Below are 13,122 nucleotides of genomic sequence, written 5' to 3'. Positions count from 1 at the left end.
GATCTCCTTCTTCGTTATACGTGTGCAGTCATATCAGCCAGGTCGAGAATTGATTCTGGCCGTGTGAGAAAATGGTCGGCATCCGTGAAGCCAGCCAGGTTATGTGCCCCCCAGGTGGCCACGGCAAAGTCGACGTGTGCAGCTTTGGCACTCTGCATATCCGTCACGGTATCACCAATGTATAACGTCCGGCCGTGGTCAGCTGGCAATTCCGCCAGCGCGCGGAGCAACGGATCGGGTGCCGGCTTGGGCGCAATGTCCGGTGAGTAGGTGACGATGGTGTCGAAGTAGTCGTTGAGGCCAAACCAAGTAAATTCGTGTTCCAGCTCACTCGCCGTTTTGGCGGTGATGATACCCATCATGATCCCACGGTGTTGCAAGTGGGCCAGGGTCCGCCGCATGTTGGCGAATACGTGAACTTGTGTCTGCCGGTCCGCAGTTAATTCGGTCCACACCTTGTCGACTTGCTTCTGCTCGGTTGCAGTGAGATCGAGGGCTTTCAGCGTTTGGTCACTGGGAATCCCCAAAGAATAAAGTAGCTCATCGTGGGTCTTGTGCATTCCGATCGTTTGGACGAGCGCGTCTTGCAGCGCACCAATGATGACGTCCTCGGTATCGATAATGGTGCCGTCGATGTCAAATAAAATAGTCGCGTACATAATGTGCACCTCCTAGGGCGGTTTTACGTCACTGTAACCGCTTACCATCATCATAACCTATTGCGGGGACGGGGCCAAGTAATTCACACGGGCTAATTGCATTTTTGGGTGGTTTCAACCAATTGTTTAGTTGTGTGGATGCGCGGGTGGGTCCACGTGGTTGCGGGGTTCGCACAATACGAGGTTATTGGGTATAATGAAGTGATATATGTATAGATAGACGAGGAGAAAGAACTTTGTCATTACTAACCCCAACATGGCTGGTCGGTGCCATTTACACCATCAAGCCGGCAACGCTAAAAAACCAGGGTGTTAAAGCCGTGCTGACTGATCTGGATAACACGCTGATTGCATGGGATAACCCCGACGGTACCCCGCAACTGCGTGACTGGTTAGCAGCCATGCAGGCGGCTGGTATCATCGTCATGGTGGTTTCTAACAATAACGAGGAGAGGGTGAGCCGTGCGCTACAACGCTTAGATCTGCCCCACCAGTCGCGGGCGCTCAAACCGTTACCAACGGGGATCAAACAGGCGATGCGGCGTCTGCACTTGCAGCCGGACGAATGCATTATGGTTGGGGATCAGATTTTGACCGACATGATTGCGGGTAACCTGGCGCACGTGCGGACTGTCTTGGTGCGGCCGTTAGTGCAGACTGACCAATGGAACACGCGCATTAACCGGTTCTTTGAGCAATTTATCATGTTGGGAATGCGTCTGCGCGGACGCTTGGAATACAAGGAGGATATTAATGCCCGAAAGTAACACCGAAACGCTGTATTGTATTGGCTGCGGGGCGGCCCTACAGACGACCGACCCGCAAGCGGCGGGGTATTTACCGGCGGCCAGGTTGGCCAAAGTGACCCCTGACGACACGGAGATCTACTGCCAACGCTGCTTCCGATTACGCCATTATAATGAGATTCAACCGGTATCGTTAACGGACGACGACTTTCTGCGGCTACTAAACACGATTGGGCAGGAAGACGCGCTGATCGTTAACGTCGTGGATATCTTCGACTTTAATGGCAGTGTGATTCCCGGGCTACACCGGTTCGTCGGTGATAACCCCGTGATTCTGGTCGGCAACAAAGCTGACGTGTTACCCCGTTCCATCCGGCGGGGGCGCGTGCGCAACTGGTTGGAAGTTCAGGCACACAGTCAGGGACTTCGGCCAGTGTCAACCGTGCTGATGAGTGCTAAAAAGCCGGCGGATATTGACCGCTTGTTGACGGTTATCGACCGGTACCGCGGGGATCGGGACGTCTACTTTGTGGGTGTCACGAATACGGGCAAGTCCACCCTGATTAACGGCATTATTAAACAAACCAGCGGGGTGCAGGACCTCATCACCACTTCACGGTTCCCGGGCACGACTTTGGACCGCATTCGCATTGCGTTGGACGATGGTCATGGGTTGGTAGATACCCCGGGGATCATTCACCGGCACCAGATGGCGCATTACTTGAGCGCTAAGGACCTCAAGCTGGTGGCACCAACCAAGGAAATTCGGCCGAAAACCTTCCAGCTCGAGCCGGGGCAAACCCTGTTCCTGGCGGGACTGGCCCGCTTTGACTTTGTGCACGGTCCGCGGTCAGGTTTTACCGCGTACGTGGATAATCAGTTGTTGGTGCACCGCACCAAGTTGAGTAACGCCGACGACTTCTATGACCGCCAGCGGGGGCAGTTATTACAACCGCCGCGTCCCGAGGATTTGGCGGACTTCCCGCCATTGGTGCGGACGGAGTTCACCCCCAAAGAAGAATCTGACCTCGTTTTTGCCGGGTTAGGCTGGATCACGGTGCCAGCCGGTGTGACCGTTGCCGGCTACGCTCCGGAAGGGGTCGACGTACTGATACGTCCGGCGTTGATTTAATTAATGACAATGAGCACCATTAGAGGAGCAAAGAAACTATGTTAACGGGAAAACAAAAGCATTTTCTGCGTAGCCGCGCCATGACCATGAAACCCTTGGTCAACGTGGGCAAAAACGGGCTGACCGACCAGTTAGTCCAGTCAGTGGCCGCGGCTGTTGAAGCACGCGAGTTGGTCAAGATTAGTTTGCTGCAGACGGCTGAGTATGGGCCCAAAGACGTGGGGAGTTACCTCCAGCAGGCTTTGCCCGGGTTGGAAATTGCGCAGACGATCGGGCGCATGGTCGTGGTGTATAAAGTGGCGGCTAATCCCGACCACCGGCACTTGTCAGAACAGGTCAACGAACTGGGGCGCTAAACATGACGGCACGGATGCAATCACAGACAGTCAAGCTAACGCAGCCGCTAATTAGTGCGGAAGTGGTCGCCGAGGTCCGGGCTAAGGTACTGGGTGATAATCACCGCAAGCAGGTGGGCTTGTTTGGGGGCACCTTCAACCCAGTGCACACCGGTCACCTCGTCATGGCGGATCAGGTTGCTAACCAGTTGGGCTTGAGTAAAGTTTACTTCATGCCGGATGCCACACCACCGCACGCGGATACCAAGACGGCAATTGATGCGAAGTACCGGGTGGAGATGTTACAAGCGGCGATTCATGATAACCCGTTGTTTGATTTGGAGTTGTGCGAGGTCGAGCGTGGTGGCGTCAGTTACACTTACGACACCATGCGCTATCTGCGCCAGCGGCATCCCGACACCGATTATTACTTCATCATTGGTGCCGACATGGTAAACTACCTGCCGACCTGGAAAAACATTGACCAGTTGGCTAAAATGGTGCAGTTTGTGGGGGTCAAGCGCCCGGGTTATCCGCCTAACAGCAAGTACCCGGTACTGTGGGTCGACGCCCCGTTACTCGACATTACTTCTACAGCCATTCGGCACCGGGTTGCCAAGGGGCGGAGCATCCGTTACCTGGTACCCGACTGTGTGGAGGCTTACATCCGGAAGGAGGGACTATACCTTGACGAAGATTAGTTATCCCTCGACTTTGACGCACGGCTTGAGCCGGACGGAAATCTTGACGCGGATGCACGACCGGCTGGACCAATCCCGCTTTGATCATTGCGTGCGCGTGGAGGCGGCGGCTCGTGATTTGGCTGTCCGCTTTGGCTTGGACGTGGACCGGGCCGGACTTGCTGGCTTGTTGCACGACTACGCCAAACAGGTTCCAGTTGCTGATTACCTGCGGGTGATTCAACGGGAAGATTATAGTGATAAGCTGTTGCGGTACAACCGGGGGATTTGGCACGGGGTCGTTGGTACGTACTTCATTCGTCGGGAGCTAGGTATCGATGATGCGCAGGTATTGCAAGCCATTGAACGTCACACGACGGGGAACCCGCATATGACGCCCCTGGACATGACGACGTTTGTCGCGGATTACATCGAGCCATTGCGGCACCTACCGATGCAGGTACAAGCGCGGCGGTTGGCCCAACATAGCCTGACAGCCGCGACCATTGCGGAACTCCAAGGCACCCTGACGTACTTGATCGGACGGCATCAATTAGTGTATCCCCTAACTTTGAAAACATTTAACGCATTAGTCACAAAGGAGAACAAATGACAGATAGTAAGCAGATTTTAGCGACGGCCGTCAAGGCGGCTGACGATAAGCGCGGTGAGGACATCGTGGCATTGGACATGAGTAAGGTCAGCCTCTTGGCCGACTACTTTCTCATCATCACGGGTAACAGTGAGCGCCAGGTGATGGCAATTGTGGACAATATTGAGGACCAGTTGGCCATCGATGGTGTGCAAGTCCGCAGTATTGAGGGCCGGAAGGGGTCCAAGTGGATCCTGATGGACTTTGGCGACGTAGTCATTCATGTCTTTACCCCAGACGAACGTAAGCAGTACAACCTGGAACAGTTCTGGCAGGATGCCCCAATGGTCGACGTACAGGAATGGATGGCTGCTGAATGATTTATACCAGCTTTGCACAGGTGTACGACCAGTTAATGGACGACACCCTCTACGATGACTGGCTAAACTACGTGCGCGCGCAGGTGGCACCCAGCGGGCAACCATTGCTGGAACTGGCTGGTGGTAGTGGCACCCTGGCGGTGGCATTACAACAAGCGGGCTACGACGTGACGTTATCCGATCTCAGTGAGGATATGCTGACGCTGGCGGGTCCTAAGATGGATGCCGCCGGAGTCGACTTGCCCATCATCCAGGCCGATATGCGCTACTTGGGCGACATTGGTCCCTATGCTGTGGTGACGTGTTTTGATGACTCAATATGCTACATGCCAGATCTGGCGGACGTACAGACCACCTTTGGGCAGGTGGCGCACGTGCTGCGTCCGGGTGGGCGCTTTATGTTTGATGCCCACTCGTTACACCAGATGGACGATGTTTTCCCGGGATACATGTACAACTATCAGACCGAAGATTATGCTTTCATGTGGCACAGTTACGTTGGCGAGGTACCACACTCGGTCGAGCACGACCTGACGTTCTTTGTGTATGAGGAGAACCTGGATGCCTACAAGCCCTTCATTGAAACGCATAAGGAGCGAACGTATCCCATTAGTGACTTCACGGACGCGTTGGTGGCGGCTGGATTTACTGATATTCAGGTGACCGCAGATTTTGGCCGCCAAGCGGTTGCCGCCGATAGTACCCGCTGGTTTTTCAGTGCGGTTAAGGGCTAATTTATTGGTATTAAACTTATTGAACCATGGTATTAGGAGGGAAAGCCATGCAGGCTGTAGGCGTGGTTGCTGAATTTAATCCGCTCCATAACGGACACGTGTTCGCCCTACAGGTTGCCCGTCGGCGGGCCGCTGCGGATGTCGTGGTGGTGGTGATGAGTGGCAACTTTGTGCAGCGGGGCGCACCGGCCATCCTGGATAAGTGGACACGCACCCGTTTGGCCCTCACTGCTGGGGCGGACCTGGTGGTGGAATTGCCCGTGTATGATGCCGTGCAGTCGGGCAATCAGTTTGCGGCTGGTGCATTGGCCCAATTAAGCGCGTTGGGTGTGTCGCAACTAGCCTTTGGGACTGAAGCGCCCGAGTTGGATTACGCGCAGTTGGCCGAGCGGATGCACGCCATGATGGGTCAACGGCGTGACGAATTTCACGACTATACCCAGACCTATGCCAGCCAGTTGGCCGCAGCGATGACGGCTGTTACGGGTCATGCAGTGAAGGCGCCCAACCAGATGTTGGGCGTCAGTTACGCGATGGCTAATTTAGCGTTGACTCATCCGCTCACGCTGTTACCGTTTGGCCGGGCGGGCGTTGACCACGATGCCGCTAAGCCCCAAGCTGTGGCTGGCACCACTATGGCTAGTGCCAGCGCCATCCGAGAGCGAGTACACGCTGGGGCTGATGTTAGGGCATTAGTTCCGGCCGCTACGGCCACCGCGTTACGCCAAGGTCCGATCTTGGCGTGGCGGCAGTTATGGCCCTTACTACGCTACCGGTTACAAACTGCTAGCCTTGATGAATTGGCTACCATTGACCAGGCGACCGAGGGACTAGAGCACCGGTTGCGCGCCGCTGCAATTGGTGCCCATGACTTTGACGACCTGCTCCGGCGGGCAAAATCAAAACGTTATACTTACGCGCGGTTGCGGCGACTGGCTTTGGCCATCACGTTGAATTTGCGGCACGGGGACGTGGTGGCGGCCCGCCGTCAACGCAACGTGCATATTTTGGGCTTTAACGCGGTCGGGCGAGCTTACCTGAAACAAGTAAAGAAGCAAGCTCCATTGCCCTTAGTGAGCCGCGTCAGCCGTGATATGCTGAAGCCGGACGGATCGTTTGATTTAATCGACCGGGCGGACGCCTTGATCAGTACCCTGACGGGGTACGAACAGAATTATGGGCGCGTGCCCATCATGGAGGATTTAAATAATGCTTAATTGGTCAACGAGTACGTTAACTCAGTACCAAGATGAACCGTTAAAATTTAAGGAGACCGTAGACATCAAACAGGATTTGATGTCCCGGAACGCGGATATTTTGGACCTGGCAGCCGTCCTAGTTGACGGGTACGTCTTTTATAGTCGCGGGGACTTTGCGGTGAACGTCACCATCACCACGACGGTGACCCTGCCCTCCACGCGCAGCCTGACGCCGGTACAGGTGCCATTGCACTTTACCTATGATGAAGTGTACTTGACGAATCCGGCGCACGCTGACCAGTATGACGAAGATGACTTGGTGTTGCCATTAGCGGCGGACCACCTGGACTTGTTACCGAGCGTTGGCGACAACCTATTGCTGGCACTGCCCAGCCGGGTATTGACCGCCGAAGAGCAGCATGCCACAACACTACCAAGTGGGGATGGCTGGGGCTTGATCACTGACGAGGAGTACGCAAAGCAGCAACAGGCGGCCAAAGAAGCGCGGAGTCCCTTTGCCAAGTTAGCGGGGATGTTTGACGACAGCGACGATGACGCTAACAAAAAGTAAAGGTCACACGTTGCAATCGGTCACAATTCTGATACGATAAGGGAAGAGCAATTTGCACCGTCTGCGGACGGAACTACCTAGGAGGTAAGTCACAATATGGATACACCACAAATTGGCGTTGTTGGTATGGCCGTAATGGGGAAGAACCTGGCCCTCAACATTGAGAGCCGGGGCAACACCGTCGCGATTTATAACCGGACTGGTTCGAAGACCAAAAAGGTCGTTGAGGACCACCCAGATAAGAAGTTGGTTCCAAGTTACACCGTTGAAGACTTTGTGGCATCATTGGAAAAGCCGCGCCGCATCATTATGATGGTTAAGGCGGGCAAGGCGACTGACGCTGTGATTGGTCAGTTGCTGCCACTGCTGGACAAGGGTGACGTGTTGATCGATGGTGGGAACACCTTCTTTGGTGACACCATGCGCCGTAACGCTGAACTGGACAAGTCCGGTATCAACTTCATTGGTATGGGTGTTTCTGGTGGTGAGCTGGGTGCCCTTGAAGGCCCATCATTGATGCCGGGTGGCCAGAAGGAAGCTTACGACCTGGTTGCGCCAATCTTGAACCAGATCGCTGCTAAGGCCGAAGATGGTGAACCGTGTGTCACCTACATCGGCCCTAACGGTGCTGGTCACTACGTCAAGATGGTCCACAATGGGATCGAATACGGCGATATGGAACTAATTGCCGAAAGCTACAACGTGATGCGTAACCTGGTCGGCATGTCGGTCGAGGAAATTGCCGATGTGTTCAAGGAATGGAGCAAGGGTGAACTGAGTTCCTACCTGATCGACATTACTGCCGAGATTTTGACCCGCAAAGACGACTTGGGTTCCGATAAGCCAATCGTGGACTTAATTTTGGATGAAGCCGGCAACAAGGGGACTGGTAAGTGGAGTTCACAGTCCGCCCTTGAGTTGGGTGTACCCCAGAGTGTGATTACGGAATCCGTTTACGCGCGGTACATCAGTGCCATGAAGGACGAACGTGTGGCTGCCAGCAAAGTATTGCCCAAGCCAGTGGGTAACGTGCAGATCGACAAGCAGGCCACGATTGAGATGATTCGCAAGGCCCTCTACTTCAGCAAGTTGATGAGCTACGCCCAGGGCTTCGAGCAGATGCGCGTTGCCAGCGAGCACTACGACTGGAACCTGCAGTACGGTGAATTGGCTAAGATCTGGCGTGCCGGCTGCATCATCCGTGCGCAGTTCCTGCAGAACATTACGGATGCCTACAACAAGGATCCGGAACTGAAGAACCTGCTCTTTGATGACTACTTCAAAGACATTGCCCGCAACTACCAGGAGGCTGTTCGTGATCTGGTCGGTTTGGCCGTCAAGGCTGGGGTGCCAGTACCAGGGTTCTCCGCTGCCATTAGCTACTACGACAGTTACCGTGCAGAAGTGCTACCGGCTAACCTGACGCAGGCACAGCGTGATTACTTCGGGGCCCACACGTACAACCGGACTGACCGTGAAGGGGTCTTCCACTACACTTGGTACACCGAGCAGTAACAATTAATACCAACTAAAAACAAGCCGGATGGCGTCAAACGGGCATTTACGTTCGCCATCCGGTTTTTTGAGTTGGCTTGAATTGGCTTTAGTAGGCTCCGAAAGGGGAACATTGGGCGGAACGTCATTTTTGTTCCGCCCGGCAGCGTGTACCTGGTGACAGTCTGCTTTGCGTTGGCCAACAACACATTTGTCTAGTTAGGCAGTTACCAGTGTAGTTTACTGTATATTCCCACTTTTTTTGCCCCTGGCCAGGCCGGTATACGTTTCCATCCTGGCCGTAGGGTTTGCAAAAGGGTTATACTATATTTACTGAAACCATTTCGGCGGTGAGCAATGATGGGGGTTAAACCAGTGTGGATGTATATTGTGGACGTTGTGTTAGCGGTGGGAATCATTAGTCTCATTGTCGCCGTGAATCGACGTCGCCGGGCGCAGGCGGCCGGCCTGGTCGGCAAGCTGTTGGCGTGTGCGTTTGTTGTTCTAGGCGTCATGGCACTAGGCTTTAGCGTGTGGACCTGGGTGCAAGTGTTCACCAATGAACACGAGTGGCGGTCGTTGATGGTAGCCGGCATTTTTGCAGTTGCGCTCACGTACGTTTACTGGATGGTTCTGGGTAAACAGGTGCGGCAACTAATACGTTAGTGGCAAGGTCGAACAACGGAGGTACACCCATGTATTTATTACTCAGTTTGATTAGTTATTTGCTTTACCTGTACGGACTGGCGTTTCTAATTTATTGCATCATGAGTTGGATTCCTGGCGCCACGCGCACGGCCCCGTTTGCGTGGCTGAGTCGCATCATTGATCCGGCACTCAATGCCATCCAGCGGGCGTTTCCGCGGTTGGATCCGATGTGGTCGGGCTTGATTTTATGGTTAGTGCTTTGGCTGTTGGGACGCATTATTTAAGTCGGTTCGTCAAATTAAAGATAGATGTTTGGACGCCATTGGTGACAATGGCGTTTTTATTTACCAATTGTTAGGCGAACTAGGTAGGCCTCGGTTTCTAATCTGGCTGTGCAGTTTTGGGTTGCAAGTCGCACTGCGCGGGGTCCTAACCGCTAAGTAAAGGATGCCTCCGTTCTGCTCTGCTCTTCCGGGCAAGTTCCGTGCCAACAGGAAGGCCCATAAAGCCCCTGCTTTTAACTACTCGGAAAAGTTTGTTAGTCAAAAGTTCTACGCGAACGACAAGGCCGGTGATCATGACTATGGGTACTTCTTTAAGGAGTTCGAATACAGCGGCAATTTTACCGTCCCGCTCATCAGCGGGTAAGCTATACAAAACGCCCCAAAGCGAAATTTCATCATTACCTAACGCTAACATGCCAAAAAAATCTGAAGGCATCATGTCTAGAACGTTGAGTACGTCCCACAGTTTTGCCAACCCCACAGATTCGGTAGCGGGCGCTCAATCCTTGGGATGAGGGCGACGGAGGTATTGCTGGCCTTCGCTAGTTGTACTAAACTCATTTTTGCGTTAATTTTTTCCGAACTTGGGTTTCGATTTCCATTGGTAGCATAATTTCCACCGCTTTTGTCAAAGCTTCTCGCAACGGTTTCAAGCGGTGAATGATTGTACAGATATGAAAATAAATATAATATCTATACTGACATTGTGTGGTATTATTTGGAGTAACCTATGCATACAAATGTATACAAACTTGGAGGAGAAGAGGTATGGAAGAGGGTAACGGACTAACGCTGAGGTCTAAGCTACTTGGTCTTCAGATTGTTTTATTGATTGGCATGCTGCTTTTTTTCTGGCATTTGAACAGAACCCCCAATACTTCAAACGTGCTTGAGGGAAAAATATTTTCATATCAATTGTACTTGCGTCCCTATGACAAGTGGTCACCGACCGGTTATATAGCTTTTGGAAGCAAGCAGGATAATTTTGGTGTTCTCTGGTATTTGGATCAAAAAAAGGGCGACATAGAAGAGCTGAATAAAGAGGGAGAAATTGCCATTGACCTAACCAATGCTTATAAATCTCATCACCTGTATTGGGATACGGGCGATGATGGCTCTTCTATCTCTTTACCCAATGGTCTTGCATTGGTAGAGTCGCCGGGTAATCCCATTATGGGGCCGCGTTCTTATTGGGTAACAAAGACTTCAGGGATATTCAAGAAAACGATATATTGCACCGATGATGCTACTGATGATGAGGGAAACTCGCGAACAACTCGAGAAAGATTGGTTGAAGTTGGGCGCATAAGGCAATAAATGGCGATGTCCTTAGCTAATATATGCCTGTTTGGATAGTAAGATTCTGGGAGGATAAAATGTTTAAACAAATTGCCATTGTTTGCCTACTTTCTGTGGGATTAGTCGGCTGCAGTTCAAACCACATGAGTAACGCCGAGAAGTTACAGCAGTCGCGCGAGTCTGCCAGCTCAGCTGTTGAGTCGTCCAGAAATAAGAAAAAGGATGCAGTAAGTATTGCTTCAAAAACGGTGTACTACCATCAGCTGAATACAGCTGAACGCAAAGAAGTAACATTTGCCTTCCAAGCTTCCTCCGACACTACAGCCGCTGATTCTGGTCAAGCACAAAATGCGCCGTCGCCTTACACGGTAGACATGCAGGTGACGAATAAGTCTGACAAAACAGTGAAGCTGGATGAGTCAAAGATTGTTTGGCTCATGCCCAACTCCGATGTTGATCCAGTTACGTCTGACAAGACCAGGGTGTTAACGATTAAACCCAATACCAGTAAGAATGTGGTAGGGCTATTCTCAGACTTCAATAACCAGAACTTTGTTGACACCGGTGCCTTTTGTTATTTGAACCTAGACTACAAGCTAGCCTATAGCTATCGCGCGTATAAAGATGGTGGTGTGACTTCTAAAAATTTAACCGATAAAAAATTGATAGCCATGAATACACCAGATGATGATAATAGTAGCGATACGGACTCGGCCGCTGATTCAAGTATTGAATCAACACCTGGTGAGGATACTAGTGCAAGCATCAAAGTTACGCCCGGCAGTCAGTATGAAAACTTTGCTTTTACGAATATATCGGATCGGACCATTACCATTAATACTGATGCTATTCTACTCATGGTCGACTCAGAGTTCGTGGATATGCCTAGTGACATATTGGCTGATGGCGAGGTTGTGCTAAAGCCTGGTCAGACGCATGTATATGGCAACTTTTTTGGTGATGCCAGTCAGACTGGTAGTCGCCTGTCCATCTCTTTAAATCACGGTGGGAATGAGCTCTGGAGTAGTGATGATAATAGCGAGAACGGTAATTAGTTGTTCTTTAGGTGAAACTGCACACAGCTTACGTTAGTGATATGTAAAGACTTTGGAGCCAAGTGTGAGTATAATCAACATGGAGTCGACAGGTATGAGACAATTTGGTGGTAATGCCACCCAATAGGGCTTAGAGTTCCCTAACATATATTCCCATCATGCTCTCACAAAAAATTGCAGAAATATAAAAATTCAACGTAACACAATGTATCACCTTAGGAATGTATATGTAATTGTGTCTTTGACCCATAATGGGGGACTGTAAATAACAGTCCTCTTTTTTAGATACAAGTAAAAACGCTTGCTTAGTGCACATTAACAACGAATTGGGGTGCAGTACTAGCCGTTAGACTTACAAGACAAAATTCACAACCTGATTAGTACCGTCCATGAGGTAAGGGGTACTTAGAAAATGACCAAGCACAAGCTAAGTAAGTATTGCTACTGGTAGCCTTAGCTCTGGAAATTGTTGGTCCGCCACCATTCAGTGCATGTACGTGATATTCGGGTAGATTTGTCAGTGCATAATGACGCCCAAGTTGTCTTGATGCTGATAACTCTGACAAGTTTGCTGTGACTCAAGTTGGTGGCACCTGCGGCGATAGCTATGGGGAAAAAGCGCGTATAACATGCAGGTGTCCAGCACCATTCCCGCCAAGAAGTGTGCGGATGTTTACGTTTGGGACCAAGTAGGTAGCCCCATAGTTTTACAAGAGCAGGCTATGAAACATTTTTGTCCAAAGTAAGAACACTCAAAGGTTCAATAGTAGCGAGTAGCGCTAAAATATGAAGCTGGCGCCAGCGGTAATAAGCCAGGTAATACTGCTACAATTATGTATGAAATGGTCCGCATGGGTGAGCTGGTGGACTAGCATTGCCAGCAACTACTGTCTAAACGTGCGGAGCCGGACATTGGCTGGGGATAAGGCAGACTAGCTGTTAGTTACCGTTGGTCTCAGTTCTTTTTGTCTCAGTTCTTTGCTAATTGTTGTCAGTTGTCTCTAAGCAGCTCAGAATCATACACAGTCTACCCATTTACTGGTGTAGGAGTACAGTAATGTGTGATATCTCCTTCCGGGCACAGACTTGCCCGTGTTACCATGCGTGGGAATTTGAGTTGTTTTTGCTTTTACCTGCAAATACGGTGCTGACACACATGGCCACGTGTCACGCTGATTGCTCAGAAAGTCGTCTACTACTTGACCTTTCGGTCTCTAAGTCCGCCGGGTAGCCGTCCCCCAAGTTTCTTGTCTGACTGGTGCTTGGGGGGACGGCTCTGTGTTCTTCCACAAGCAGACTACCCAGCTGACTGTG

The 13,122-nt window shown here is 51.5% G+C and carries 15 protein-coding genes; 14 read left to right on the top strand and 1 reads right to left on the bottom strand.

Translation table 11 applies throughout. The features are described 5' to 3' along the window. Positions 1–14 precede the first annotated feature (14 nt). Positions 15–659 (bottom strand): HAD family hydrolase, encoded by a 645-nt coding sequence (locus FD19_RS02960; protein ID WP_054749567.1) that lies wholly within the window; start codon positions 657–659, stop codon positions 15–17. Between the two features lie 236 nt (positions 660–895). Between FD19_RS02960 and FD19_RS02955 the strand changes: the two genes are divergently transcribed. From FD19_RS02955 to FD19_RS02885, 14 genes are all read left to right on the top strand, one after another. Next, positions 896–1,426, top strand: coding sequence for a YqeG family HAD IIIA-type phosphatase (locus FD19_RS02955; protein ID WP_056969083.1), 531 nt, complete (start codon positions 896–898; stop codon positions 1,424–1,426). After that, positions 1,413–2,537: a ribosome biogenesis GTPase YqeH gene (gene yqeH / locus FD19_RS02950; RefSeq protein ID WP_056969082.1), complete on the top strand. Its 1,125-nt coding sequence runs from the start codon at positions 1,413–1,415 to the stop codon at positions 2,535–2,537. Before FD19_RS02955 ends, yqeH begins: the two co-directional genes overlap by 14 nt. A 38-nt stretch (positions 2,538–2,575) precedes the next feature. Next, a complete protein-coding gene (locus FD19_RS02945; RefSeq protein WP_056969081.1) occupies positions 2,576–2,893 on the top strand; it encodes a YhbY family RNA-binding protein in 318 nt (105 codons plus the stop codon). A 14-nt stretch (positions 2,894–2,907) separates the two neighbouring features. Beyond that, entirely contained in the window at positions 2,908–3,573 is a 666-nt protein-coding gene (locus FD19_RS02940; protein ID WP_054749683.1) for a nicotinate-nucleotide adenylyltransferase, read from the top strand. Further along, a complete protein-coding gene (gene yqeK / locus FD19_RS02935) occupies positions 3,560–4,165 on the top strand; it encodes a bis(5'-nucleosyl)-tetraphosphatase (symmetrical) YqeK (RefSeq protein WP_056969080.1) in 606 nt (201 codons plus the stop codon). The genes FD19_RS02940 and yqeK overlap by 14 nt, the downstream gene beginning before the upstream one ends. Continuing rightward, the gene (gene rsfS, locus FD19_RS02930) at positions 4,162–4,524 is read left to right on the top strand and encodes a ribosome silencing factor (protein WP_056969079.1); all 363 of its coding nucleotides are present in this window, start codon (positions 4,162–4,164) and stop codon (positions 4,522–4,524) included. Before yqeK ends, rsfS begins: the two co-directional genes overlap by 4 nt. Beyond that, positions 4,521–5,258, top strand: a complete 738-nt coding sequence (locus FD19_RS02925; protein WP_054749565.1) for a class I SAM-dependent DNA methyltransferase — start codon at positions 4,521–4,523, stop codon at positions 5,256–5,258. The genes rsfS and FD19_RS02925 overlap by 4 nt, the downstream gene beginning before the upstream one ends. A 47-nt stretch (positions 5,259–5,305) precedes the next feature. Further along, on the top strand, positions 5,306–6,475 hold the full coding sequence (locus tag FD19_RS02920; protein ID WP_056969078.1) for a nucleotidyltransferase: 1,170 nt from the start codon (positions 5,306–5,308) through the stop codon (positions 6,473–6,475). Then, complete coding sequence (locus FD19_RS02915; protein WP_054749563.1) at positions 6,468–7,028, top strand: DUF177 domain-containing protein; 561 nt, start codon at positions 6,468–6,470, stop codon at positions 7,026–7,028. The genes FD19_RS02920 and FD19_RS02915 overlap by 8 nt, the downstream gene beginning before the upstream one ends. Positions 7,029–7,124: 96 nt before the next feature. After that, a complete protein-coding gene (gndA, locus tag FD19_RS02910) occupies positions 7,125–8,543 on the top strand; it encodes an NADP-dependent phosphogluconate dehydrogenase (RefSeq protein WP_054749561.1) in 1,419 nt (472 codons plus the stop codon). 354 nt (positions 8,544–8,897) lie between these two features. Then, complete coding sequence (locus FD19_RS02905; RefSeq protein WP_054749559.1) at positions 8,898–9,188, top strand: hypothetical protein; 291 nt, start codon at positions 8,898–8,900, stop codon at positions 9,186–9,188. 29 nt (positions 9,189–9,217) lie between these two features. Further along, positions 9,218–9,454, top strand: coding sequence for a YggT family protein (locus FD19_RS02900; protein ID WP_054749557.1), 237 nt, complete (start codon positions 9,218–9,220; stop codon positions 9,452–9,454). 768 nt (positions 9,455–10,222) lie between these two features. Next, positions 10,223–10,771 (top strand): hypothetical protein, encoded by a 549-nt coding sequence (locus FD19_RS02890; RefSeq protein WP_056969076.1) that lies wholly within the window; start codon positions 10,223–10,225, stop codon positions 10,769–10,771. A gap of 59 nt (positions 10,772–10,830) precedes the next feature. Next, complete coding sequence (locus tag FD19_RS02885; protein ID WP_056969075.1) at positions 10,831–11,808, top strand: hypothetical protein; 978 nt, start codon at positions 10,831–10,833, stop codon at positions 11,806–11,808. Positions 11,809–13,122 lie beyond the last annotated feature (1,314 nt).

Origin of the sequence: Lacticaseibacillus thailandensis DSM 22698 = JCM 13996 (assembly GCF_001436135.1) — a bacterium.
Lineage (GTDB): Bacteria > Bacillota > Bacilli > Lactobacillales > Lactobacillaceae > Lacticaseibacillus > Lacticaseibacillus thailandensis.
This window is presented reverse-complemented; position numbering and strand designations above follow the sequence as displayed.